The 25,798-nt window shown below is 47.9% G+C and carries 24 protein-coding genes; 16 read left to right on the forward strand and 8 right to left on the reverse strand.

Annotated features, from left to right (window positions below; all coding sequences use genetic code 11):
- Positions 1-295 precede the first annotated feature (295 nt).
- Together HMPREF0240_RS10800 and HMPREF0240_RS10805 are read left to right on the forward strand one after the other, a co-directional pair.
- Entirely contained in the window at positions 296-1,327 is a 1,032-nt protein-coding gene (locus HMPREF0240_RS10800) for a winged helix-turn-helix domain-containing protein (RefSeq protein ID WP_009003452.1), read from the forward strand.
- 700 nt (positions 1,328-2,027) lie between these two features.
- On the forward strand, positions 2,028-2,957 hold the full coding sequence (locus HMPREF0240_RS10805; protein ID WP_035313096.1) for a DMT family transporter: 930 nt from the start codon (positions 2,028-2,030) through the stop codon (positions 2,955-2,957).
- On the opposite strand, the gene HMPREF0240_RS10810 is transcribed toward HMPREF0240_RS10805, so the two are convergent.
- The 6 genes from HMPREF0240_RS10810 to HMPREF0240_RS10835 form a co-directional block, all read right to left on the reverse strand.
- Complete coding sequence (locus HMPREF0240_RS10810) at positions 2,896-4,968, reverse strand: diguanylate cyclase (protein ID WP_009003454.1); 2,073 nt, start codon at positions 4,966-4,968, stop codon at positions 2,896-2,898. The genes HMPREF0240_RS10805 and HMPREF0240_RS10810 overlap by 62 nt on opposite strands.
- Positions 4,969-4,994: 26 nt before the next feature.
- Positions 4,995-5,348, reverse strand: a complete 354-nt coding sequence (locus HMPREF0240_RS10815; protein ID WP_009003455.1) for an Hpt domain-containing protein — start codon at positions 5,346-5,348, stop codon at positions 4,995-4,997.
- A gap of 215 nt (positions 5,349-5,563) precedes the next feature.
- The gene (locus HMPREF0240_RS10820; RefSeq protein WP_009003456.1) at positions 5,564-6,403 is read right to left on the reverse strand and encodes a Cof-type HAD-IIB family hydrolase; all 840 of its coding nucleotides are present in this window, start codon (positions 6,401-6,403) and stop codon (positions 5,564-5,566) included.
- A 2-nt stretch (positions 6,404-6,405) separates the two neighbouring features.
- Positions 6,406-7,776: a UDP-N-acetylmuramoyl-tripeptide--D-alanyl-D-alanine ligase gene (gene murF / locus HMPREF0240_RS10825; protein ID WP_009003457.1), complete on the reverse strand. Its 1,371-nt coding sequence runs from the start codon at positions 7,774-7,776 to the stop codon at positions 6,406-6,408.
- A gap of 15 nt (positions 7,777-7,791) precedes the next feature.
- Positions 7,792-8,847, reverse strand: a complete 1,056-nt coding sequence (locus tag HMPREF0240_RS10830; RefSeq protein WP_009003458.1) for a D-alanine--D-alanine ligase — start codon at positions 8,845-8,847, stop codon at positions 7,792-7,794.
- Between the two features lie 193 nt (positions 8,848-9,040).
- Positions 9,041-10,489: a nicotinate phosphoribosyltransferase gene (locus tag HMPREF0240_RS10835; RefSeq protein ID WP_009003459.1), complete on the reverse strand. Its 1,449-nt coding sequence runs from the start codon at positions 10,487-10,489 to the stop codon at positions 9,041-9,043.
- A gap of 240 nt (positions 10,490-10,729) precedes the next feature.
- On the opposite strand from HMPREF0240_RS10835, the gene HMPREF0240_RS10840 reads away from it, so the two are divergent.
- The 7 genes from HMPREF0240_RS10840 to HMPREF0240_RS10870 all read left to right on the forward strand — a co-directional run bounded on the left by HMPREF0240_RS10840 (position 10,730) and on the right by HMPREF0240_RS10870 (position 17,784).
- Positions 10,730-11,662, forward strand: coding sequence for an AEC family transporter (locus HMPREF0240_RS10840; protein ID WP_009003460.1), 933 nt, complete (start codon positions 10,730-10,732; stop codon positions 11,660-11,662).
- A gap of 34 nt (positions 11,663-11,696) precedes the next feature.
- Positions 11,697-12,905, forward strand: a complete 1,209-nt coding sequence (locus HMPREF0240_RS10845; protein ID WP_009003461.1) for a PucR family transcriptional regulator — start codon at positions 11,697-11,699, stop codon at positions 12,903-12,905.
- Positions 12,906-13,109: 204 nt separating this feature from the next.
- The gene (locus HMPREF0240_RS10850; RefSeq protein WP_009003462.1) at positions 13,110-14,189 is read left to right on the forward strand and encodes a DUF917 family protein; all 1,080 of its coding nucleotides are present in this window, start codon (positions 13,110-13,112) and stop codon (positions 14,187-14,189) included.
- A 148-nt stretch (positions 14,190-14,337) separates the two neighbouring features.
- Complete coding sequence (locus HMPREF0240_RS10855; RefSeq protein WP_009003463.1) at positions 14,338-15,276, forward strand: DUF1177 domain-containing protein; 939 nt, start codon at positions 14,338-14,340, stop codon at positions 15,274-15,276.
- An 87-nt stretch (positions 15,277-15,363) separates the two neighbouring features.
- Positions 15,364-16,044 carry an AroM family protein gene (locus HMPREF0240_RS10860; protein ID WP_009003464.1) on the forward strand — a complete coding sequence of 227 codons (681 nt, stop codon included), beginning with the start codon at positions 15,364-15,366 and terminating at the stop codon, positions 16,042-16,044.
- Between the two features lie 27 nt (positions 16,045-16,071).
- Positions 16,072-17,016, forward strand: a complete 945-nt coding sequence (locus HMPREF0240_RS10865) for an aminopeptidase (RefSeq protein WP_009003465.1) — start codon at positions 16,072-16,074, stop codon at positions 17,014-17,016.
- A gap of 114 nt (positions 17,017-17,130) precedes the next feature.
- A complete protein-coding gene (locus tag HMPREF0240_RS10870) occupies positions 17,131-17,784 on the forward strand; it encodes an aspartate/glutamate racemase family protein (RefSeq protein ID WP_009003466.1) in 654 nt (217 codons plus the stop codon).
- Between the two features lie 71 nt (positions 17,785-17,855).
- Here HMPREF0240_RS10870 and HMPREF0240_RS10875 read toward each other — a convergent pair whose 3' ends face one another.
- Positions 17,856-18,590 (reverse strand): lysophospholipid acyltransferase family protein, encoded by a 735-nt coding sequence (locus HMPREF0240_RS10875; RefSeq protein WP_009003467.1) that lies wholly within the window; start codon positions 18,588-18,590, stop codon positions 17,856-17,858.
- Between the two features lie 237 nt (positions 18,591-18,827).
- On the opposite strand from HMPREF0240_RS10875, the gene HMPREF0240_RS10880 reads away from it, so the two are divergent.
- The 7 genes from HMPREF0240_RS10880 (at position 18,828) to HMPREF0240_RS10910 (ending at position 25,228) form a co-directional block, all read left to right on the forward strand.
- Positions 18,828-19,235 (forward strand): protease complex subunit PrcB family protein, encoded by a 408-nt coding sequence (locus HMPREF0240_RS10880; RefSeq protein ID WP_009003468.1) that lies wholly within the window; start codon positions 18,828-18,830, stop codon positions 19,233-19,235.
- A gap of 12 nt (positions 19,236-19,247) precedes the next feature.
- On the forward strand, positions 19,248-20,807 hold the full coding sequence (locus HMPREF0240_RS10885) for an SPOCS domain-containing protein (protein ID WP_009003470.1): 1,560 nt from the start codon (positions 19,248-19,250) through the stop codon (positions 20,805-20,807).
- 49 nt (positions 20,808-20,856) lie between these two features.
- The gene (ispE, locus tag HMPREF0240_RS10890) at positions 20,857-21,744 is read left to right on the forward strand and encodes a 4-(cytidine 5'-diphospho)-2-C-methyl-D-erythritol kinase (RefSeq protein ID WP_009003471.1); all 888 of its coding nucleotides are present in this window, start codon (positions 20,857-20,859) and stop codon (positions 21,742-21,744) included.
- Positions 21,734-22,411: a GntR family transcriptional regulator gene (locus tag HMPREF0240_RS10895; RefSeq protein ID WP_009003472.1), complete on the forward strand. Its 678-nt coding sequence runs from the start codon at positions 21,734-21,736 to the stop codon at positions 22,409-22,411. The genes ispE and HMPREF0240_RS10895 overlap by 11 nt, the downstream gene beginning before the upstream one ends.
- 113 nt (positions 22,412-22,524) lie before the next feature.
- The gene (gene spoIIR, locus HMPREF0240_RS10900; RefSeq protein WP_047775823.1) at positions 22,525-23,169 is read left to right on the forward strand and encodes a stage II sporulation protein R; all 645 of its coding nucleotides are present in this window, start codon (positions 22,525-22,527) and stop codon (positions 23,167-23,169) included.
- Between the two features lie 64 nt (positions 23,170-23,233).
- Positions 23,234-24,418 (forward strand): cation diffusion facilitator family transporter, encoded by a 1,185-nt coding sequence (locus HMPREF0240_RS10905; RefSeq protein WP_009003474.1) that lies wholly within the window; start codon positions 23,234-23,236, stop codon positions 24,416-24,418.
- A 108-nt stretch (positions 24,419-24,526) separates the two neighbouring features.
- On the forward strand, positions 24,527-25,228 hold the full coding sequence (locus HMPREF0240_RS10910; protein WP_009003475.1) for an acyl-ACP thioesterase domain-containing protein: 702 nt from the start codon (positions 24,527-24,529) through the stop codon (positions 25,226-25,228).
- Between the two features lie 41 nt (positions 25,229-25,269).
- Here the strand turns inward: HMPREF0240_RS10910 and HMPREF0240_RS10915 are convergent, their stop codons facing one another.
- Complete coding sequence (locus tag HMPREF0240_RS10915) at positions 25,270-25,746, reverse strand: DUF1648 domain-containing protein (protein ID WP_009003476.1); 477 nt, start codon at positions 25,744-25,746, stop codon at positions 25,270-25,272.
- Positions 25,747-25,798: the final 52 nt, after the last annotated feature.

A 25,798-nucleotide genomic window follows, 5' to 3' on the forward strand; every position in this document is an offset into this window, starting at 1 on the left:
CAGAATTTGCCGTTTCACGGCAAATTCTGAAGCGGCCTAAGGCCCGAAATTATCGAATTTCGGGCTGCATGCCGCTGGACCGCCATTTTCTCTGTTTGTTCCTTTAGGGCCTCTTACGTAAACGGAGCGGATTTTTAAAAGGGCATATATGCTCACGGCAGGGGGCAGGCTTCCCGGTTTTTTAGCGTCCCCACCCGTTCCCGAAACTAAAGCTCGCTCCTAAGTTCCGCAGACTTGCACTTTTGAGCTATGATATGCTATTCTATATACATGAAACAGGGGACGGAGGAATTCTATGAGCATCGAGATTTATAACGAACTGGATCCGGTATTTGAAATACTGGGTCTTCTTACTATCGCCCATGGCGGAGACTGGAAAACAGAGACTATAAAGGCAATGGATGATTACGGGATAGACGGAGAAACATTTTATAACAAGCATTTGAAAATCGTGGAGAAGTATGTGGAGACTTTTTTGAAGTACAGGGTAGAGACGCCTTCAGAGGACTTCTTTTTCCAGAACTCTTCGCAGGAGTTATTCTTAATGGTCCTTACCATGGCGGTTGAGAATCGAAAATACCTGGAAGAAAATGAGCCGTTGGATCCCATGAGGCTAAGGAGCTTTATTGCATTCTACATTACAGATACCATCGAGCACGCCCAGCTGCCCGATATCAAAGACATGCCCCAGCTTCCGGATGAAAAGTCCATGCTGGAATTTTTAGATAACGCGGATTTAAAGAGTGAAGAAAAATGGTATGTCCTGGATCTGCTGCGAAGGCCCGACTACTGGTTTACACAGCTATTTGAGACCGTGCGCCTCAATATGCCCGCATTCGAAAAAGCCCGGGCAAGCGTGTCAAAACCCTTAGAGAAGCTGCTGAAGCGTCTTGCAAGATACAACAACAGCGAGTTCATGCAGCTGGTCAACACCTGCAGCGACAATCCTGTTATATACGCAACACTTGTATTTCCCATGCTGCAGGTTGTCCTGTATTCACACTGCTATCAGGGTATCCTGAACGAAGATCTGGAAAAAAACGAAGCGGCAGCCGACAGCATAAAAGAGGAACTTATCCGACAGTCCAAATCCTTTGCTGATAAAAGCAAACTGGACATCCTCTGTTCACTCAAGGAGTCCAGCAAATACAATCTGGAACTGGCTGAAGCCCTGAACCTGTCCCCCTCCACAACCTCACACCATATGAACATCCTCATGAGCAGCGGACTCGTAACAGTCCAGAAAAAAGATGGGAAAGTATACTACTGCCTGCAGGAAGAAAACATAGAAAAATACATCCATTCCCTAAAAAAACTGTTGCTGTAGAGGGGGGACGCCTGTGTGGATCGGATGTGTCCCCTGAGAAGCCCTCCCTTCCGGATCCCCACAGGCTGGGGCACTCAGGGCGGGAGACGAAAGCGGGATGGGGAGGGGCTATGCGGGAGAATTCTTGGCTGGGGAAGGCATAGGAAATATAGGGACTTCAGTAATTGGTCATGAAGAGTAGGAATATATGAATGTATGCCTACGAAAATATACAGAAACAGTAATATTTTATTCTGTAGCTTGCTGCAGCAACCCAAGTTTCACCAATACAGCTCAATCCGTCTCTCCCGTCCGGAATCCCTCCATAGCAGCGTGCAGTTCCGTCATGATGCACCAAGCTGCGCGGGATTCGGAGATGGGGGGCCGGGGTGCGTCCAGAAGAATGGGATAAGCGCCTTCAATAAAATCTCCGATGAAACAGGGACCGATTCCCGAACCACAAGTTCGGGAATCGAGCGAACCCGCAGGAAAAAGCCATCAGGGCTTTTTCTGAGTGTTCGCGGTGTCCCCTGTTTCATCGGAGATTTTATTTAGGCGCTTACCCATTCTTCGCCCGCACCCCGGCCCCCCATCTCCGAATCCCGCGCGGCGGCCCCTTCTATACAACCTCCCCCCGCTGCCCTAAAAATTCCGTCTGGTAATATGTGGAGTGGAATGTTATACTTTACCATGTATTATTTTGTAGAAAAGGATGAGAATTATGGTGAATCAGAAGTTTAAGAACAATGTCATGCTTGTGCTGACTGCCCTGATCTGGGGGAGTGCTTTTGTGGCGCAGAGTGTGGGGATGGATTATATAGGACCGTTTACGTTTAACTCGCTGCGGTGTTTGCTGGGCGGGATTGTACTGCTTCCTGTGATCTGGGTTATGGGAAGAAAGAAAAAGACGGCGGAGACAGAGGAGCAGCGGGCAGAGGCTAAAAAAAGCAGTAAGACTCTCTGGATAGGCGGCTTGTTCTGCGGGCTTGCGCTGGCTGTGGCGAGTTCACTGCAGCAGATCGGGCTTGTGTATACAAGTGCCGGGAAGGCTGGTTTCATTACTGCCCTGTATATTTTAATTGTACCTGTTCTCGGGCTATTTCTTGGACGAAAGGCAGGGGGAAAGATCTGGTTCAGCGTTGGACTGGCCGTTGTGGGGATGTATTTCTTATGTATAAAAGAGGGCTTTTCCATTTCTTATGGGGATGTTCTGATGATTATCTGTGCTTTTGTTTTTTCATTACATATTCTGATTATTGATTACTATTCACCAAAGGCAGATGGGGTGAAGCTTTCCTGCATCCAGTTTTTTATCTGCGGAATTCTCTGTGCTGTGCCTATGTTTGTGTCAGAAAACCCGGATCTTGGGAGTATCCTGGACGCGTATCTGCCGCTTCTTTATGCGGGAGTTTTGTCCTGCGGTGTCGCTTATACTCTGCAGATTATTGCACAAAAAAATACGGATCCCACAGTGGCTTCTCTTATATTAAGCCTGGAATCCGTATTTGCAGCACTTACCGGCTGGCTGATTATACATGAAACACTCTCAGCCAAAGAGCTGTTCGGGTGCGCGCTGGTATTTGCCGCTATCATTCTGGCACAGCTTCCGGAAAAGGCTCCTGCCTGGAATGAGCATCCCGATAACGGGTAAAACAGTTTTTTCCCCGGCGCTTGGAGGTTTCCAGTGCCTCTTTTGTATGCCGGAAGAGTTCTTCATAGGTAGTTCCGTCCTGTGGATATAAGGCTGCCCCCATGCTGACCGTATATTCGGAATCTTTATACTTTTGTGTCAGGGCCCTGGTGAGGGTGGTGCAGTATGGATATACAAATTCTTCGGAAAAGAGTTCACCGAAGTAGAGCAGGAATCTGTCTCCCCCGATCCGTGAACAGATATCCTTTTTCCGGATATTATTCTCGGAGATTCGGGCGATATGCTTCAATATCTGATCTCCGAATAAATGTCCGTTTCGCTCATTCAGTTTTTTGAAGTTATCCAGATCAAACATAACCATGAGACCGGTTGTCCGGGGATCGGTGCTTATGGTCTGTGATATGATTTTCCGGGCAGTACCCTGATTATAAAGGTTAGTAAGCGCATCCCGTTGGGCAAGTTCCTGCATGGCCAGATTACTTCCGGACTGGGAACGTGCAATACGGCCAACGCAGCTGTAAAGTTCTTCATTCCCGTCATTGTCAGCCCAAAGAGTCCGGCCGATAAATTCATACCATTCCTGTGTCCCGCTGATGGTGGACAGCAGCAGCCTCTTCTGAAAGACAGGGGCGGCCGGCGTAGTAGATTCTATTCGTGTTATCAAATCCTGAAAATCCTTTTCACTAATCACTCCATATAATCTGTTCTTTTCCACAAAATCCGTTATGATAGAAGGAAAATTAAATTCTTCCCGGCATTTTTCTGAGAACAGAACGGTGTCCGTGCTGAAATCATATTCGAATAAAACATCTTTTGACAAAGAGGCTATAAACTGATATTTGGTCCGCTCCTGCTCCAGAAGGAACAGTGTGCGGTCTGACAGCTTAACGCCTTTTTTCTGGAACAGCTCCTGGGAGAGCTGGTTGATATTAAATATATGTGCGGGATCATGGCTCCTCAGACTGACAGCCGTCTCCAGATATGTATCAACTTCCGTGAGACAAACGATCAGTTTGCTGTTAAACATGCCGCATTCCCCGTTCAATATCATTTGCATGGCCTGTTTATGTGTGTACGGAGGCTTGTAGACGCGCTCACTTACCAATGCATCGTAAACATCCGCCACGGAAACAATCTGGGCTGCGATTGGAATCTCGTCGCCTTTAAGATGATCGGGATATCCGTTGCCGTCCCATCGCTCATGATGCCAGCGGCAGATCTGCCTTGCATATCTCACCAGCTCCTCATCACTTCCGAAACGAAGTTCATTCAGCATCTGTTCTCCGCGTGCAGAATGAGTTTTCATGATCTCAAATTCTTCCACGGTGAGTTTACCCGGTTTATTCAGGATTTCTTCGGGTATCTCAATCTTGCCGATATCGTGCAGTGCGGCTGCATTGGAGATCAGTGCAATATGGGACTCATCGATCGCATATTCCGGATAGCGCTTCCGCAGTGCTTCGAGGAGAATCTCGGTTATAATGCGTATGCGTATGACATGGAGCCCTGATTCACCATTACGGAATTCCACGATCGTGCTGAGAATATTGATCATAAGAGCGTTATTGCTCTCTTTCTCAAGCATCTGCTCCTTTACGAGACCTTCCAGTTCTTTTTGCTTTGAGTAAAGAATGATGGTGTTTTTCACACGCTGCAGTACGATATTAGAGTCAAACGGGCGGCTGATATAATCGACAACACCGTATTCGTAGCCCTTTTCAATATATTCCATGGAATTTTCAGATGAAATAATGACTACAGGAATCGTTTCGTGCCAGTGGTTTTTCTGCATAATTGTCAGAACATCGAACCCCGACATCCTGGGCATTAAAATATCGAGCAGAATCAGGGAAATGGATGCATCGTTCTTTTTCAGAATCTCAATGGCTTCTGTTCCGTCGGCCGCTTCGATTATATTATAATCCTCCTGCAGTATATCAGACAGGAGAGCGCGGTTTAGTTCCGCATCATCCACAATTAAAATGGTTTTCTTTTGTTCTGTACTTGTCATTCGCTTGCTCCTTCAGCTTATCGGAATTATTCCATCAGTTTTAGGACAGTTTCATATTCATTCCTGATTTTCTCATATTTTTCTTTTACAACAGATATATCTGCTTCCCCGGAGGTTATGTATCTTAAATATTCCGTTAAATCTGAGGCGGCAGCAGCAAGGGGAGGCAGTTCCAGATTCAGAGCCATTCCTTTGATCGTATGAGCCGCTCTGAAAATCTCTTCAAAATCTTCGGATTCGACTGCGTTTTGCAGAGTTTCAAAAGAAGGATCTTTTATCAGCATATTCAGATATTTATAGATCAAAGATTCTCTTAAGAGTCTCCGTAAAACAATATTGTAATCTGCTCCTAAATTTTCATAAAAAGTTTTCAATTCCATTTGATCTGCCTCATTTTTCTATGAATCATTATTTTATCTTATAGGAAATTACGCCTATAAGATAAAATCCCTCCGGGGGATGCGCACTGCGGCGTAAGATGTAGATGCCGCGGTGCGGCCGCCGCAGGCGCGAGTTTCGCAAGCGAAACTCTATTTTACAGTTTCCTGCGGAGCCGGCCTCAGGAGATGAGCTGTAGGGTGATTTTAGGTATTCATTATATTGCCGGGCATGACTTACAGGTGCTCCCGGCCATAAATTTTTCTATCACATGGAGGATTCCGTCATCGTCATTGGAGCGGGTAATAAAGTCGGCGGTATCTTTAACAACACTCTGGGCATTTTCCATGGCTACGCCGAGGCCGGCATATTCTATCATGGATACATCGTTATAGCCATCCCCGCAGCATATCATCTGATCGGCAGTCAGTCCGATGCTGTTCAGAAGCTTCTGCAGGGAATAGGCCTTATCGATCTTCTGGGGCATAATCTCCAGAAAGAAGGGCTCTGACCGGTAAATATTCAGAAATGTATGAAAGCGCTTTTTCAAGGCTGCCATCGCTTTCTCAACGATGGAAGGTTCTCCTGTGATCAGCAGCTTGTTGACCGGGAAATCCAGATACCCGACAAAGTTGGGAATCTCTTTCACAGGCATTTTGTTAATAAAAGATTCCTGCTGTGTGAATTCATTGGAGGATATACCGGACAGTATACTGTCTTCTTCATAGGTCAGGATATCCAGGCCGGGAAAGGAGGCGGCAATCTCATAGACCACAGGTATAATCTCCGGGGGAAGCGTTCTGCTGTAGATCACTTCCTCGTCTGAACAGCGGGTAATGCGGGCCCCATTGTAGGACAGGATGTAGCTGCCGAACCGGTCCAGATGCAGTTCCTTTGCCAGCGGAAGCACCCCGTTGATGGGCCGGCCGCTTGCCAGAACGACCTTCTTTCCCTCTTCCTGAATCTTGATCAGGGCGTTACGTGTAGGTTCTGTAATTTCTTTTCTGGAATTGGTCAATGTGCCGTCCAGATCCAGCACGAGCATTTCGTATTCCATAATTACCTCTTTTTCAGTATTTCCACAATCTCTGGAAACTCCATGGCATGGGAGGCTTTCACGAGGATTGTATCATCTTTGTTTATCAGGGTATCTATATGATCCAGAAATTCTGTTTTGGTGTCAAAGTGATGCACTTCCATCTCCGGATTGGCAGAGACGGCTCCTCTGGCAATGTCCTCGGAAAGATAACCGATGCAGATGAGTTCGTCGATGCCGGCTTCGGCAGCAAACTCCCCTGTTTCGCAGTGCATTTCATGTGCTTTTGGCCCCAGCTCAAACATGTCTCCAAGTATGGCCACCGTGTGCCCTTTTGCTTTGCTCAGCACATCCAGGGAAGCCTTCATGGAGGCCGGGTTGGCATTGTAGCAGTCATCGATGATCGTAAGGAACTCTGTCTCAATCAGATTGTTCCGCCCTGCAAGCGGCACTAAAGACTCAATGCCCTGCCGGATTTCCCCGTCATTCATGCCGAGAACCCGTCCGACGGCGATGGCAGCCAGAGCATTATATACCATGTGTGCACCGGGGATGGAGATATGGGCGCCAAATTCGGAATCGGGAGTGTGAAAGAGAGCGGAAGTCCCTTTTAATCCCAGATTTTCTATATCTTCGGCGCTGTATGCCAGGGCAGGATCGAGACCGAAAAAGACAGGTTCTATATGGTTTGCCGGGGTGACAGAAGCCAGCATGTCATCATCGCCGTTGAGGATAATATCCCCTTTCGGATTCATATAGAGGAACATTTCCGTTTTGGCTTTCAGAATGCCTTCTCGGGATTTCAGCTGCTCCAGATGGGCGCATCCGATATTTGTCAGCACGCAGACATCGGGGCGGGCCATTTTTGCAAGGCGTTCCATCTCACCAAAATCGCTGATGCCCATTTCCAGAACAGCCACTTCGTGTTCCTCGCGTATGTTGAAGATTGTGAGCGGCAGTCCGATCTCGTTGTTGAAATTGCCTTCGGTTTTCAGGACATTGTATTTCTGTCCCAGTACCGAGGCGATCATTTCTTTTGTACTCGTTTTGCCTACACTTCCGGAGATTCCCACCACCTTCAGCCGGAGAGAGCGGCGGTAATGTTCCGCAATGTCCTTCAGCGCCTGGGCGCAGGAGTTTACCATGATATAGGGATAAGATGCGCTCTCAATCCTTTTTTCTGAAACAGCACACAGCGCTCCGTCATGGATGGACTGGGGGATGAACATATGGCCGTCCACCCGGGCACCGCGGATCGCTATGAAAAGACAGTCCTTCTGGATCTTGCGGCTGTCTATGGTAACGCCTGTTACCTCTTTGTAATAGTTTTCGTCATCACCATAATAGATTCCGCCGCATGCAACGGCGATTTCCTTCAATGTCATATTTTTCATCGTACGTACCGTCCTTTACTGGTATCTTGCTTCCAGGGATTTTTGGATAATCAGTTCGCATAAATCGCCGTATTCAATACCGGACGCTTTTGCTTCTTTGGGTAACAGGCTTGCGGCTGTCATGCCGGGCAGTGTGTTTACCTCCAGGCAGTAGAGGTTTCCCCTGCTGTCCAGGAGAAAATCGGCACGGCTGTAAACATTCAGCTTCAGGGCACGATAGGCTTTCACGGTAAGTTCCATCATCCGGTCTGCAGTATCTTCATCAATATCGGCAGGGCAGACTTCCTCAGTGGCACCCGCCTGATACTTGTTGGCATAATCGAAGAATCCTGTTTTCGGGATGATCTCGATGGGAGGAAGGGCCTCGCCGTCTATGATTCCGCAGGCAAATTCTCTTCCTTTGATATACTCTTCAATCACAACCTCGTCTTCATAGCGGAAAGAACTGCTCAGAGCCTCTTCGTATTCACTTTCTGTAGTTACAATATAGACTCCAATACTGGAACCGCCGGAACAGGGCTTCACAACAACCGGGAGCTTCAGGCCCAGGGCCTCCAGAGATTTTTCAGCCGCTTTTTTGTGAAGGCTGACTCCGGCTGGCGTGTCAATTCCTGTCTGCAGGAAGATCTGTTTGGTAAAGCCTTTGTCCATCGCCACGGCACAGCCGAGAGAATCCGGTCCGGTGTATTTGATTCCGAGCAGGTCGAATGTGGCCTGGAGTTTTCCGTTCTCCCCCTCTCCTCCGTGGAGTCCCAGGAAAGTGATATCTGCCATGCGGCACAATTCAATCACATTGGGGCCAAGGAAGCAGTCGGACTGGTCAGGACGGGAAGCTTTGACTGCTTCAATGTCCGGTTCGGTGGTGCTGATGTTCTTAGCAATCTCAAGTCCGTGTCCTGGAAGGGTAAAGACCTCGTCTAGATGAGCCGGATTGTATGGAAAACCGAGAAAAACGTCCAGCAGAAAGGCGTCATGCCCCTTCTCCAGCAATGTTCTGCAGATACCTGCACTGGAAGAAAGGGATACATCACGCTCTGTGCTTAAGCCGCCGGCTAATACTATAATCTTCATTTCAAAAATCTCCTTTTAATTCGTTTTATATCAAGGTTTGCTTATTCACTGCACCTGTCTGATCTGCAAGTTCTGTTCAGGGAGGCAGAATCGGTCCCCTCTGGCAGATGTAAATGTCAATCGTACAGCAGCATAGATTGGCAACAGGCAGAACTTTTTTGTATCTGCCTGCTGTTATTATCTGTTCTTTTGTCTACCTGCTCAGCTCGTTTAACAGGTCTGCTTTTGTGTCATAAAGTTTTTGGGACAAGTCCACATATACCCGGTGCGGGTAGAAGAGACGTTTTGTTTCAACCCAGAGGGTCTCTTTTTCCTGACGGCAGTACTGGGCAATCTCCATGACCGTCGGTGAAGTGTATACGCATTCACCGTGTATGAATATGGGTTTTAAGATCTCCCTCATTGTATAGCTGCCCCCGGGGAGCCTTGTTTTCTTCCAGGTTGCAATGGGATCGAACAATAAAAGCTCCTCGGATGTGTCATATTTTTCATCGGCAAAACAGATCAGATCGGCCCGTATCTTGCCCGTCTCTTTATCATATACACGGTAGATTGTTTTGTTGCCTGGATTTGTGATTTTCTCTGTATTCTCCGAAATCTTGATTTTAGGCACGAATTCGCCTTCTGCGTTCTGGATCGCGGCAAGTTTGTACACACCGCCGAAGGACGGGCAGTCCTTGGAGGTGATCAGGTTGGTGCCTACGCCCCAGGATGTAATGGCGGCACCCTGCATCTTCAGGTCATGGATCAGCATCTCGTCCAGATCGTTGGATGCGGCAATGACTGCGTCTGTAAACCCGGCTGTATCCAGCATCTTGCGGGCTTCCTTGGAAAGGTATGCCAGGTCACCGCTGTCCAGGCGGATTCCGTATGATTTGGGGTGGATTCCCTCCTCACGCAGCTCCCGGAACACCCGGATGGCGTTGGGAACACCGGATTTCAGCGTGTCGTATGTGTCCACAAGCAGAGTGCATGCGTTGGGGTATAATTTTGCATATTCTTTAAATGCCGTGTATTCGTCTTTGAAACTCATGATCCAGCTGTGTGCGTGCGTCCCCATGATGGGAACGTCAAACAGCTTGCCGGCCAGCACATTGGAGGTGCCGACACAGCCGCCGATTATGGCCGCTCTTGCACCGTACAGGCCAGCATCTGGTCCCTGGGCGCGGCGCAGTCCGAATTCCATGATACCATCGCCCTGAGCCGCGAAAACGACGCGGGAGGTTTTCGTTGCAATCAGGCTCTGATGGTTGATAATGTTTAAAATCGCAGTTTCAACAAGCTGGGCCTCCATAATAGGTGCGATTACCTTTACCAGAGGTTCTTTCGGGAAGATAACAGTTCCCTCCGGGATAGCGTAAATACTTCCGCTGAAATGGAACCCGCTCAGATAATGCAGGAAATCCTCGGTGAATATGCCCAGTCCCCTCAGGTAATCCACGTCTTCGTAGGAAAAGTTCAGGTTCTTAATATAATCTATCACCTGTTCGAGCCCTGCCATAATGGAATATCCGCTTTTATTGGGATTGTCACGGAAGAACACATCGAACACAACGGTTTCATTTTCCTGAGTTTCAAAATAACCCTGCATCATGGTAAGCTCATACAGGTCAGTCAGCAATGTAAGATTCTGCGTACTCATAATAGTCTCCTTAAATAAATACCTTAATTTCGCAGCTTGTCTGCGCGTCTGCCCGAAGGGCATGTGTTACGGGATGTCTTTTGAGGCATCCTGACAGCATTTAGTATACCACATGTGCAAAAAAAGTAAAAGAAAAGTAAGGGTTTTTCATTGAAGCGGGACGGGGATTGTAGTAAAGTGAACTTCAGAGAGGGTTTTTACGCATTCATTTGATAAAATAGGAAAGAGAGTTTTGCTGTTATGGAGTATTTTTGGATTGTTCTGCCCAAAATGGGAGGTTTTTTGCTTCTGGTACTGATTGGTTTTACGGCGGCCAGGCTGGGGGTTGTGAAAAAAGAGGCAATGCCTTCTATTTCCGGCTTTTTAATTAAGGTAGTTCTTCCGGCGCTGGTCATTTCTCTGATCTGGGAGAATCACACGACAGTGTTCTCGCTGATCCATTATGGCCGGATCGTGCTGTGGCAGATTGGTGCCTATTTACTGCTGGCATGTACGGGGATTCTGGTGAGCCGGATCTTCAAACTGCCTGAATCCATAAAGAATGTGTACCGCGGCTGTATGGTGGGCGGTAATTTTGGATTCCTGGTCATCCCGCTGATTATGGCATTATTTGGAGAAGCGGGAGGGGACAAGTATATCCCAATCTGTTCGGTTGTGGATACGACGGTTGTCTGGACACTGGGATTGTCGCTCTTCCTGGGCCGTACCGGCAAAAAAGAAAATCCATGGAAAAGGGTGGCCGGTAATCCTATTTTTATTTCTATTTTAATAGGCCTGGTGCTGACTACATTTTCAATTCCTGTCCCGTCACTGATTACGGATGTAGTGACCTCGGTAGGAGATACAAGTTACAGCTGGGGGCTGATTTATCTGGGGTGCAGCATTGGATTGATGGAGTTTGGCGGCATTTTAAAATATAAATCAGTGCTGCTTCTTGCGGCATCCAAGCTTTTGGTGGTGCCCGTGATCGTGTATGCCATAGCATCCCGATTTCTGCCGCAGACAGAGAGTCTTTTACTGATGCTGATTACCGGAGCGCCTTCTATGACGTCTTCCAGTATGCTTGCCAGCCAGTATCATCTGAACGAAGAGTATACTTCAGCGGCGGTAGTGGTGACGACGCTGCTCTGTATGGTGACGCTGCCCCTGCTGTTTTTGATTACGGCGCTTTAATGTTTGAAAATTATTTGGGTTAAAAGGAGTACGGATGAAAATCAGAGTACGTGATATAGAAGCGTTATGGAAAAACAGATTTGCCGCACTGGTCGCAGGCAGAGGCGGCCTGGACCGGATCGTGGAGTTCTATGATATGATGGAACAGCCGGATATTAAACCCTGGCTCCGGGAGAATCTGCTGGTGATTACGACAGGCTATGCAATCCGCAATGACAAGAAGGCGCTGCTGAACCTGATCCGGGATCTGCGGGAGGTCAATGCGTCCGCGCTTGCGATTAAGACGCGCTTTTTCGATGAATTTCCCCGGGAGGCGCTGGAGTTGGCGGATGAATGTGAGATCCCGCTTTTTTTCCTGAACAATGATGTGGGATTTATAGAGGTTGTCTATCCGGTTATGACGGCTATCGTGGAGGCGAGAAATCAGCTTGAGATGTCCAGCCGGTATCAGATGGGTACATACAGCCAGATGGAAATGAATGGGAAGCTTTTTCTGGATCTGCAGACCGGTAAAATTACACAGGCGGAGGAAGCAGAGCAGCGGGTGAATTCTTTGAACTGGCCCTTTCCGCCCCTCCGCATGATTTTGATACAGGCAAAACAGAACCCGCGTATGGCCGCGGCCCAGGAAAAGGATATGGAAAGCATTTACCAGATGATGAAAGGTGCGATGGAGCAGGCCGGGATCTGGGGAGCCGGTATTGTGCGCCAGTACCAGTATATTTGTATTATGAAGGATGCGGAGGCGGAAAAAGCCGGCAGTCTTTGTTCTATGATGGTGGAAAAGATCTGTGATATGCTGAAGTACCGCGTGGTGGCCGGAATATCGCGGCAGTTTTATGATTATATGGAGCTGGGAGATGTGTATAAGGATGTAAAGGATGTATTTTACATCCGGGAGAAGAAGGGACTGCCTGAGAGTGTCCTTTGGGCAGAAAAGTTAAGATATGAGCTGATTATGATGCATATGGCGCAGCAGCAGGAGGTGCGGGCATTCGTACAGGAAAAGCTGGCGGCGCTGGAAATCTATGACAGGGAGCATGAAAGCCATCTGACGGAGACGCTGGAGATGCTGTCTTCGTGCCGTGGTTCCCGGAAGCTGGCGGCGGAAAAGCTGTATCTTCACCGAAATACGATGTTTTACCGTCTGCATCAGATCGAGCAGGTACTGGGATGTGATCTGAGTGATGCAGGCCAGCTGGATGAGCTGGGCTTTGCGTGCAGAATGAAGGAATATATGTGATTGTGCACCGTGCACAAAAGGAGGCGCGGAGATTCGGTACCGGTGAATAAGGACTTTAGCAGTCTGAAGTGATATACTGATAGAAAGGGCCAATGTAGGGGATGTTTGCATTGGCTTATTTTTGAAATGAACAGTTTTTTCGGAGGTTCTGAGCGTAGAAAGTGCAACTATTCAGTGCAGTAATATTAGGAAGGAGTGAAGAGAGTGGATAAAAGAGGAATTCGTTTGACAAGGGAGCTTCTGGATGCAGCGCTGGCCGGCGGGACGATCTTAGGCGGCGGTGGCGGCGGTGACGCAAAAAAGGGGCGCAGGTTTGCAGAGATTGCGGTGGAATATGATGACCTGCGTCTGCTTCCCATTGAAGCTGTTGATGAGGAAGACGTTCTGCTGACAGCCTCGCTTGTAGGGGCACCCAATGCAGCCGATCAGTACATGGTGGGTAAGGATCTGGTCAGGACGGTAGAGATTTTGAAGCAAAACGGCGATTTTACAATTGGCGGGATTATTACAAATGAGCAGGGCGGAGAGGCTACGGTAAATGGGTGGCTTCAGGCTGCAGTACTTGGGCTTCCTGTGATTGATGCCCCCTGCAATGGACGGGCACACCCTACAGGGGTGATGGGGAGTATGAATCTCCACAAACAGGCAGACTATAAGACTATACAGGCATGCGCGGGAGGCAATCCGGAGACGGGCAGCCGTGTGGAATGCTTTTTTGAAGGAACCATCGAGCGTACGTCCCGTCTGGTGCGTATGGCGTCCATAGAGGCAGGCGGTCTTGTGGCCGTGGCAAGGAATCCGGTAAAGGCCTCCTATGCGCGGGAAAACTGTGCGCTGGGCGGCGTCAGCCATGCGATTGAGACAGGAAAGGCATTTTTGCAGGGCATGGAGCATTCGGTGGAGTCGGCCGTGGTAAATGTGTGCGAATTTCTGGGTGGAAGAATTCTGGCAAAGGGGAAGGTGGATACATTTTCTATCGAAACCACGGGAGGATTTGATGTGGGATATGCATCTGTGGACGGATGTGAACTTACTTTCTGGAATGAGTATGCAACGGCAGAGAAAGATGGGGAACGTCTTGCAACCTTCCCTGATCTGATCATGACGATCAATGCCAAAAGCGGTGAGCCGGTGACAACGGCAATGATGGAAACCGGTCTGGAGGTCTATGTGATAGCCGCAAACAGGGAGAATTTAAAGCTGGCGCCTACGATGTTTGAGCCGGAGCTTTTGCGGGAAACCGAAAAAGTGATCGGGAAGGATTTGATCTCATATCTGGGGTAACGGCTTTGAAGCAGAGCAGCATGATAAATTATATTTCCGCGGGCAACGCGCCAAAGTCAAGCTTGTTTGACCCTGGCGACTGCCGCGAGAGTCAGATAACCCGCAGCTTGCGAAGAGGTATTTGACGTAGAAAGAGGAGGACTAGGATATGTTAATGAAACAGATTATCGATGCTTACGAGGTGCTGGACAGTACTTATGTGACAGGAAAAAAGGTGGAGGAATATCTCCGCACGATTCAGCTGGATGCTGATATCACCGTATATGAACTGAAGGGACCAAAGGGGACAACTGATATGCTGAAGGTCAGAATCCCGGGCAGCAATGGCAAGATGAAAGGCGGCAGTGCGCCGACCATCGGTCTACTCGGACGTCTGGGCGGAATCGGAGCACGCCCGGAGCGTATAGGTTTTGTATCAGACGGAGATGGTGCCCTGGCAGCAGTTGCTTTAGCAGCAAAACTTCTGGATATGCAGAACAAGGGCGATGTGCTGGACGGGGATGTATTTATATCCACACATATCTGCCCGGATGCACCAACGGCGCCGCATGATCCCGTACCGTTCATGGGTTCTCCTGTTGAGATGTCCCAGGTGAACAGGGAAGAAGTATCCGACGAGCTGGATGCCATCCTGTCGGTGGACACAACAAAAGGAAACCGCGTCATTAACACAAGGGGCTTCGCAATTTCGCCAACCGTAAAAGAAGGCTATATCCTGCGTACTTCCGAGGACCTGCTGGATCTGATGCAGATCACAACCGGCAGGCTGCCTTATGTATTTCCACTGGCAACCCAGGATATTACACCTTATGGCAATGATCTGCACCACCTGAACAGCGTACTCCAGCCATGTACGGCAACCAACGCTCCCGTCGTAGGAGTTGCCATCACCGCAGAGACTATGGTGCCAGGATGCGCAACCGGCGCAAGCCATGCCACAGACGTAGAAGAAGCGGCGCGATTCATGCTGGAAGCAGCAAAAGCTTTTGGCCGGGGGCAGTGTAAATTCTATGACGAAGAAGAATATGAACGGATTCAGAAACTGTACGGACCAATGAAACATCTGCAGACATTAGGGGAAGAGTAAAAAGGGGTCAGACCCCTTTGCGGTCCGTTTTCAGAATATTCTTAAAATTTAAGGCGAAGAAACTATATAATGCAGGAGGTGCGCTGGATGAAAATAGGTGCAGTTACGATAGGGCAGGCTCCCAGAGTGGATGTTACTGCTGATATAATGGATATATTTGACGGAAAAGTGGAACTGGTGCAGGCTGGTGGACTGGACGGCCTTACGAAGGAAGAGATTGCCGGATTTGCACCGGAAGAGGGGGATTATGTACTGGTATCCCGGTTGAATGACGGGAGCTCTGTGACATTCGCTGAGCGCCATATTCTTCCAAGACTTCAGGAAGCGATGGATAAAATGGAGGAAGAGGGATGCCGGCTGATTATGATGTTCTGCACAGGAAGTTTCCCGGAGACTCTTACGACAAAGAACATTCCGGTGATTTATCCCTGCGAGGTCCTGGACAAACTGGTTCCTCTGATGAGCAAAAAATCCAGTATTATCTGTATGACACCGTCGCCGCTCCAGATTGAGCAGACAGAAGAAAAGTGGAAAAACTATGTTAAAAATGTGAAAGCCGTTGCGGCGTCCCCCTATGGAGACTGGGACACCCTGGAAAAAGCGGCCGATGAAGTGAAAAATATGGACGCGGACCTGATAGTTCTGGATTGTATCGGGTATACTCAGGAAATGAAAGAGATGTTTGCCAGGAAGACAAAGAAAATGGTAGTCCTGCCCAGAACGCTGTTGGCACGTGTGGTATCCGAACTGACCGATACTGCAGAATAAATCAGAAAACAGGGAGAGGTGTAAGAGATGAGTGAATTAGTTAAGATAGCAGAAGGTGTCCTGAAGTCATGCCTGGATGCAAAATCCGGGGAGTCTGTTTTAATTGTGACAGATGACAGCCGGAAAGAGATTGGGGAAGCGCTTTATGACGCCTCCAAAAATCTGGGGTGTGAAGGCATGATGCTGGTGATGAAAGAACGGGAATTAAGCGGTGAGGAGCCCCCAAAGGCGGTGTCAGAAGCGATGAAAGGCGCAGATATCGTGATTGCACCGACTGCCAAGTCACTGACTCACACCAATGCCCGGATCCAGGCTGCGGCAGCAGGCGCAAGAATCGCGACTATGCCCGGCATAACGAAAGAGATGTTCAGCCAGGGAGCGATGACTGCTGATTATACGGCGGTTGAAAAACTGACGGACAAGATCACGGCGATGCTGACAAAGGCCGATACTGCACGAATTGAAAAAGACGGAAAAGTTCTGACAATTTCCTTAAAAGGCCGTGACGGTGTTCCAAGCCCCGGTGTCTATAAAGCACCAGGAAAATGCGGGAATCTTCCATCAGGAGAAGCATATATTGCACCTTTGGAAAACGGTTCAAACGGAGAAATGACAATTGATGGTTCCATGGTCGGAATCGGGAAGTTGGATGCGCCCCTTCATATGGTTATCTCCGGCGGCAAGCTGCGGTCAGTAACCGGGGAAAAGAGTGAGAACCTGGATGTACTGCTCAAGAATGAGACGAACGGAACCCTCTGCGAACTGGGAATCGGAACCAATGAAGCTGCCATATTGAACGGCATTATACTGGAGGACGAAAAGGTATATGGAACGGTTCATATTGCGTTTGGAACCAATACCTCTTTTGGAGGAACCAATAAGGCTGAGTGCCACATGGATGGCATCATATTAAAACCCACACTTTATCTGGATGATGTTCTGGTTATGAAAGAGGGCGAATTTGTAGAATAATGCCCGGGTAAACAGCGGGAAACTATAGTCTGGCGGGAAGACATTGGCGAAAAGAATCAGGCCTTAAAGCATTCCCGCCATTTAAAAAAGAAAATCGTAAAAGGAGGAAATCTCATGGGGGCATTTAAAGTAGGTTTAATACGGGTCCTGACGACAGAAGATCAGGAAGTACTCCAGTCACATGGCAGGGTTATTATGGAAAATTTTCCTGGTATCGAAGTTGAAACAAAATGTATTCCGGATCAATATGAAGGCATACATAATGACGAATTGTGCCAAATCGCTGTTCCTAAGATTGTAGAGACAGCCAAAACATTTTCAGATGTGGATATGTTCATTGTCAGCTGTGCGGATGATCCGGGAGTAGAGGAAATCAGAGCGGCAATTCCCGGGATTCCGGTTACAGGCGGCGGAGAGACCACGGTGGCCCTGGCATTGAAATACGGAGATAAAGTAGGCGTGCTGGGAATCACAGACTACGCTCCCCAGGCTTATGAGAGGATGCTTGCCGGAAAAATGATACTGGGCAAGCCGGAAGGAGTCGACAGCACACTGGACCTGATGACACCAGAAGGTTGGGAGAATACCATCAAAACAGGGATGGAGCTCAAAGAACAGGGTGCACAGGTCATAGCACTGGCGTGCACCGGGCTCGGCACCATAGGCGTGGCAAAAGAGCTGGAAAAAGCAACCGGACTGCCGGTGATAGACCCGGTAATAGCAGAAGGAATGTTTGCTTACTTCGAGAAAATCCGCAGAGGGGTCTGACCCCTTTGCACCTTCATATTCTGAATATTCTGAAAATAAAGAGGCGCTGTCGGCAACAGCACCTCTTTATTTTATACGATCGCCGCATTTTTTGTGATCGTTTCCTGTATAATGTTCTGTACATAATTCCCAATATGTTTTTTATCTTCTTTTTCCAGCTGATCGGGATAGATTGGCTTCCCGTATTCGATCACAACATGGACTTTCCGGATTCTGGGAAACTGTTTTTCAAATATAGCACAAGTATTATTCAGTGATATTGGTATAATCGCACAATTTGTTTTAGTAGCGATTTTAAATGCGCCGTCTTTAAAGGGAAGCATGCTCAATTCTTCCCCTTTGTTGCGTGTTCCCTCCGGGAAGATGCAGATGGAAATTCCTTTCTTAACATAATCAATGGCCTGTAAAATGGTTTTTAATCCCTCTTTTGGATTTTCCCGGTTCAGGAAGAGGCAGTACAGATAGCGCATCCATGTGGACAGCAGCGGAATGTGCTCCATCTCCTTTTTTGCCACATAACCGGTCAGGCGCCTGCAGCGCGTATAAGTCAGAAGAATATCGAAGAAGCTGCGGTGGTTTCCGATGAATAATACCGGTTCATCGGGTACATTTTCTTCCCCTATGACAGTTGCCTGCACACTCGTTATTTTCAAAATCACTTTGAATGCCCACTGCACGAGGTGCAGAGAGCTGTAGTCCCTTTTTTCACGGTTGAATTTGCCGATCACCCATTCTACAATAAAGATCGGAATGGAAAGAATTAAAAATGTAATCAGAAAGATTACAATACAGATAAACCTAAACATCAGAAAACACCCTCTTTTCTATTCGTGTCTATGTATTTCTCAGTCCGGTATCGATTGCTACCGGTTCAAAACACCATGTTTCATAATTATACAAAATCCCGCCCTAAAAAACAAGTAATATACAGAATATAATTCTGTAAAAGGTTGAATCAAAGATGTACGGAATCCGGCAGAAAGAGAATATTCAGGACACTTGAATAATATGATAATAGAGAGAATATACCGCGGGGATTGGATATGAAGAGAAAAATAATGTATCTGGCGGGATTTTTGCTTGTGCTGATGCTCTCGGGATGTATATCGCGCCCACAAAAGACGGAAAAGCTGCGGGATCTGGACTTTACCGTCATGGATAAGGAGAAAGTACCAAATGAACTGAAGACGGCGATTCTGGAGAACAGGGACCTGCCATTTAAGCTGACATACGCAGACCAGGGATATCTGTATATTGCGGAAGGATACGGACCGCAGCTCAAAAGCGGGTACAGCGTGGAAGTGACGGGGCTTTATGAGACAGAAAATGCCATTTATATACATACGAATCTGCTGGGACCTGAAAAGGGCGAGAAAACGGAAGAGGTGACTACTTATCCTTACGTAGTAGTTAAGCTGGAATATATCGACAAAAATGTTATTTTTGATTAGAGGAGGACGTATATGGAACTGATTAAGAAACAGGTGCACTACACACAAGAGGGGAAAAGGACATTTGACCAGTTTTATCTGGATGAGGACTACAACGTTCCGGATGCAAAGGAGGATGTGCAGCAGATTATCCAGGGAAACGGTACAGTAAAGATCGAGGATATCAAGCTGGTTGAGAATTACATACGTATTTCCGGTAAATTATATTTCCAGATACTCTACGTTACTGCTACAGGAGACCCGCAGCCCGCGGTTCTGGAAGGCAAAATTCCATTTGAAGAGATGGTGTATACAGATGGCGGAGAAATGGAAAGCTATTTCATACAGAATATCCGTATAGAATTCACGGTATCCCTTGTTCATTCCAGAAAACTGAGCATCCGGGCCATGGTAGAGATGGAAATCGGCCGGGAAAAGCTGGAGGATGAGGAAACGACGGTTGACATCGACAGCCCGGTTCCGATATACAGAAAAATGAAAAATGTGAATCTTCTGGAGCTTCACACAACGAAAAAGGATACTTACCGGATCAAAGAAGAGATCACTCTTCCGGGCACAAAAGAAAGTGTCGGCCAGCTTCTTTTGACCGATGTCAGCAGCCGGAAACTGGAAATCCGCCTTGGACAGGATGAGATGCAGCTCAAAGGCGAGCTCCTGGTATTCTGCATGTATTTGTCCGAGGACGGGAAGACAGACTGGCTGGAGCAGAGCGTTCCCTATGAGGGCAGAATAGAGTGCGGCGGTGTCGAGGAAGGTATGTATTATTATGTCCACAACAGCCTTGAGGATACGCTCATGGATGTCCGCATGGACGAGGACGGAGAAATGCGGATTCTTGGTATAGAGGGAACTCTGAATCTGAGGATGAATATTTACCAGGAAGAAGAAATTGAACTTTTGGAAGATTTATACTCACTGGAACAGAACTGTGGTTTTGAGACGAGAGAAGCAGTTTATGAGGAGCTTCTCGTCCAGAATTATTCTAAATGCAAAGTAGCCGAGCGTCTGTCCCTTCCGGAGCTGAAGGATGACGTTCTTCAGATCTGCCACAGCGACGGCAGCGTGCAGATTGAACATATGGAACTGACCGAGGATGGAATTCAGATAGAAGGCATTCTGCATATTTCCTTCCTCTATCTGAAGGCGGATGATGCGATGCCGTTCGGTGGATGGCAGGGAATGGTGCCGTTCTCCTATCTGCTGGAGTGCCCGGGAATGACAGACGATGTCCGCTACAACATTTCCTATCATGTTGAGCAGTTATCCGTCAATCTGGCGGGGAGCGAAGCAGTCGAGGTGAAGGCTGTACTTGCCTTTGACACATTTATGCGCAAGCCTGTTCCAATGCAGGTCATTACGGATGTAGAACTCTCACCGGTTTCTATGGAAGAAATGGAAAGACGGCCGGGAATTGTGGGTTACATTGTGAAGGATGGAGATCAGCTCTGGACTCTGGCAAAGAACTATATGACCACCATAGATGGTATTAAAGAAATTAACGAACTGGAATCAGATACCATAAAGCCGGGCGATAAATTGTTGATTTTTAAAGAGAATATGAGTATACTGTAAGTATAATGTATACAAGATACAATTCAATATACAATTTGGAGGGCACAGGATGAAACAGATAGAATTAAAGGCGCTTGCCAAGATCAATCTGGGACTGGATGTACTGGGGAGAAGAGAAAATGGATACCACGATGTGCGTATGATAATGCAGTCGATATATTTGTATGATGATGTGAAAATTGAGCGGACAGCAAAACCTGGGATTGAGGTCAGAACGAATCTGTATTTCCTTCCTATTGATGAAAACAACATCGCATACAAGGCGGCGGCACTGCTGATAGATGAGTTTGAGATCAGGGAAGGCGTGATTATTACACTGGATAAGCACATCCCGGTGGCAGCAGGTATGGCAGGCGGCAGCTCCAACGCCGCCGCCGTACTCTTTGGTATGAACCGGATGTTTGGCCTGGGCCTGTCCAAGAAAGGGCTGATGGAGAGAGGCGTAAAGCTGGGAGCGGACGTGCCATACTGTATTATGCGGGGAACTGTGCTGGCAGAAGGAATCGGAGAGGAACTTACGGTATTGCCTGCCATGCCGAAATGCACGGTTCTGGTGGCGAAACCGGCCATTAGTGTATCGACAAAAGTCGTGTATGAAGCACTGGATGCGAAAGAGATTTTAAAACATCCGGATATAGATGCCCTGATAGACGGCCTGGAAAAGGGAAGCCTGCCGGACATTGCAGCGGCAATGGGCAATGTGCTGGAGGACGTGACAATTCCCATGTATCCGGTGATTGAGGATATTAAAAAGGAAATGAATGCGGCCGGGGCGCTCAATGCGATGATGAGCGGCAGCGGGCCAACGGTATTCGGCCTGTTTGAGAACAAGGCACAGGCCAGGAAAGCACAGGATAAGATCAGAGAGAAAGCACTGGCAAAGCAGGTGTATGTGACGAACATACATGGTGCAAGGAGGATGGAATATGGAGCCTAAATTTGAAGTGACGATGAACGAATATCTTCCCCTGAGGGATGTTGTATTTAACACGTTGAGACAAGCTATTCTGCGGGGCGAGCTTAAACCGGGGGAGCGTCTGATGGAGATCCAGCTGGCTAATAAGCTGGGAGTAAGCCGGACACCGATCCGCGAGGCCATCCGCAAGCTGGAGCTGGAGGGTCTTGTGCTGATGATACCGCGCAAAGGCGCAGAGGTTGCAGAAATCACAGAAAAGAACCTGCGCGACGTCCTGGAAGTAAGAGGGGCCCTGGAAGAACTGGCTGTGCAGCTGGCTTGTGACAGGATTGATAAAGATGGCATCCGGAATCTGAAAAAGGCAGCCAAAGAGTTTGAGGCTACCCTGGACAGCGACGATATTACACAGATTGCCGGCGCGGATGTGGCGTTTCACGACATCATTTACCTGGCAACAGACAACCGCAGGCTGATCCAGCTTCTGAACAACCTGCGCGAGCAGATGTACCGGTACCGGGTAGAATACCTGAAACAGAAGGAATGCCATCCCAAACTCCTGGCAGAGCATCAGGATATTATCCGGGCGATAGAGAATGGCGAAAGAGATAAAGCGGCGAAGATAACAAGCCAGCATATTGACAACCAGGTGGCGGCAGTGATCGATATACTGCGGCATAAGGAAGATTAAGTAAAGAGGAGTGCAAAGGGGTCAGACCCCTTTGCGCTCCATTGTTGTATAATTCTGAATATTCTGTCAATACTCCATTTATCAAACAAACAAACACATGGAGGGAGTTACATATGGACAGAACATTTCACATAGAAAGACAGACAAACAGAATTATCTTAATACTGGCGGTTATTATCGCAACCCTGATCACCGGATTTGCCGTCTGGCGTGTACAGCTGACGGTCCAGGCCAAGACGCAGGAACACCTGGCTCAGGAGGTTCTGCGGTTTCACATTCTTGCAAACAGCGACAGCGAGGAAGACCAGGCGCTGAAGATGAAAGTGAAGGATCAGGTTCTTGCTTACCTGAAAGCAGAGATGCCACAGGGCCTGAATGTGGATGAGACGAAGGAATGGATGCGCAGACACACGGACGAACTGGAGGAGACCGCCAGACAGACGATTCTGGCAGAGAACCAGGACTATACGGTAAGCGCGGCAGTGACCACCTGCTACTTTCCGGATAAGACGTACGGGGATGTGACATTTCCTGCGGGCAATTATGAAGCATTAAGAATCGAGATTGGTGCGGCGAAAGGGCATAACTGGTGGTGCGTATTGTATCCGAATTTATGCTTTACGGATGCCACAAATGCAGTCGTACCGGAAGAGGGAAAAGAAGAACTCAAGAATGTGCTGACAGAGGACGAATACGCCGAAGTCACCGCACAGTCTGACTTTAAGATAAAATGGTATTTCCTGGAGCGTTTCAAGTAACAGCGCGAAGCCGGCAGCCCCGTGCGGATCAGACAGAAACTCCGGGATACCATACGGAGGAATTATGACTGAATTTTTAGTAAAACATTTTGTAAAAGATTATGAGAAAGTAGAGAAGGTGTCCGTGCGTACAGCTTATGGCGTATTAGCCAGTATCGTGGGCATCTTTTGTAATGTCTTTCTTTTTGTTGTAAAATTTATAGTAGGAATCGCCCTGCGAAGCGTTTCCGTAACAGCAGATGCGTTTAATAACCTTTCTGATGCAGGATCATCCGTCATCAGCTTTATCGGCGTAAAAATGGCCGGCAAACCGGCGGATGAGGATCACCCATTCGGCCACGGCAGGGTGGAATACATAGCAGCCCTGGCTGTATCCTTTCTTGTACTGGAGGTCGGCTTCACGTTTCTGAAAGACTCACTGGCAAAAATAAGAACCCCGGAAGAACTGAACTTTCAGCTCCTTTCCGTAATCATCCTGCTTTTGTCTATCGGTGTGAAGTTGTGGCTGGGGGCTTTTAACCGGAAACTGGGCAAAAAAATCGATTCCAAAGTGATGATGGCGGTATTTACAGATTCCATGGGAGATGTGATCACTACAGGAGCAACGATACTTTCACTTATATTCTTTGCGCTGACCGGAATTAATGTAGATGGTTTTGTGGGATTTGGCGTGGCGCTTGTCGTCATGTGGGCAGGCGTAGGAATTGCAAAAGATACGCTGGAGCCTTTGATCGGTGAGGGGGTTGACCCTGAGCTTTACGACAAGATAAAAAGATTTGTGGAAAAATATGACGGCATCGAGGGGACGCATGACCTGATCGTACATAACTACGGGCCAAACCGCAGTATGGCTTCCATCCATGCAGAAGTTCCCAATAATGTCAACATAGAAGCTTCCCATGAAGTGATTGACCGGATCGAGAGGGACGCCATAGAAGAACTGGGTATCTTCCTGGTAGTCCATATGGATCCGATTGAAACACAGAATGAAGAAGTATTTAAAATACGTACACAGGTGGACGGGGCTCTGAAAGGGCTGGACGAAAGCTGCAGCATCCACGATTTCCGTGTGGTTGAAGGAAAGGAACAGATCAACCTGATCTTCGATATGGTAGTGCCCGTTGCCTATGATGAAAAAATGCGGCGGGAGCTGCAGGCAAAGCTGGCGGCGAGGCTCCGCGAGACGGATTACCGTTACCGCTGTGTGATCACAATCGAGCACAGCTTTGTATCCAGTAAAAATGATTAGTTCATCGTATAATAAGGTCAGTTTAACAGGCGGTTAATAATGAAACGATATACCAGAATACGAAAGATCAAACAGATGAAAGACAGGGTTTAGAAAGAAGGTAAAATTATGTACTCATTTGACAGCAGAGTAAGATACAGTGAAATTGACCATCAGGGAACCATGACGCTGCCGGCGCTCATCAATTATTTTCAGGACTGCAGCACCTTTCAGTCAGAAGATATCGGCGTGGGCCTGGAGGTTCTGCGGAAAAGGAAAAAGGCATGGCTCCTTTCCTACTGGCAGGTCGTAATAGACCGCTTTCCCAAAATGGGAGAGCAGATCACGATAGGGACATTTGCCACCGGCTTCAAGGGATTGTATGGAAACCGTAACTTTATCATGAAAGATGAACAGGGAAATATGACGGCATGCGCCAATTCCGTATGGGTATTCATGGATATTGAGAAAGGCCGTCCCGCAAGACCCGGTGAGGAAGACATTGCGCCTTATGGAATGGAGCCGCCGCTGGAAATGGAATATGAGGACCGGAAAATAAAGCTTCCGGAGTCCTGCAAAAGCCTGCCGTCCTTTCCGGTGCGGAAATATCACATCGACACGAACGAGCATGTTAATAACTGCCAGTATGTACAGATGGCGCTGGAAATACTTCCGGAAGACATGAAGATTCACCAGCTGAGAGTGGATTATAAAAAATCTGCAGTATATGGGGACACAATGTATCCTAAGGCATCATTCGAGGCGGAGCGGACCGTGGTGGAGCTCTGCGATAAGGAGGAGAAGCCATACGCAGTCATTGAGTTTAAGTAAAATAGAGTTTCGCTTGAGAAACTCGCGCCTGCTTGCGACATCTACCGTTTCCGGTAGATCTGGATCAGAAAAAATGCCATAGGTCCGAACACCAGAACCATATCTACAGGCAGGAACCAGGAAGGAAGCGGCTTTGCCAGCGCAGAGTAAATAGAAAGAAATACAAAAGTAAGCACCATGATAAGCTTCATTGTGACGATCATATTTTTCAAAATCCGAAAAATACGTTCCCGGTTTTCTCTTGTTATCTCCACTCCTGTGTTCCATATACCGGGGGTACGCTCACAGAGTGAGATGCCGAGATACAGGAACACGGACAGAACAGGAGAGAACCAGAGCTCGCTTTTATTTCCCCAGCGGTCGATCTCACCGGCGCCATTATAGTGTCCCGGAATCTGGTCCGGTATCTGCTTCCAGTTCAGAATGAGATAAAGAAATACGGCAGCCATGGCGGCAATGCAGAGCAGATTCACCGCTTTATGATATTTAGTAGAGGGAAGTTTCACTTTTTTATCCATCGGGCACCATCCTTTTGGGAATCAATTAGAAATTCAGTCTTTGACTTTTATT

Source organism: Clostridium sp. D5, from assembly GCF_000190355.1.
GTDB lineage: Bacteria > Bacillota > Clostridia > Lachnospirales > Lachnospiraceae > Faecalicatena > Faecalicatena fissicatena_A.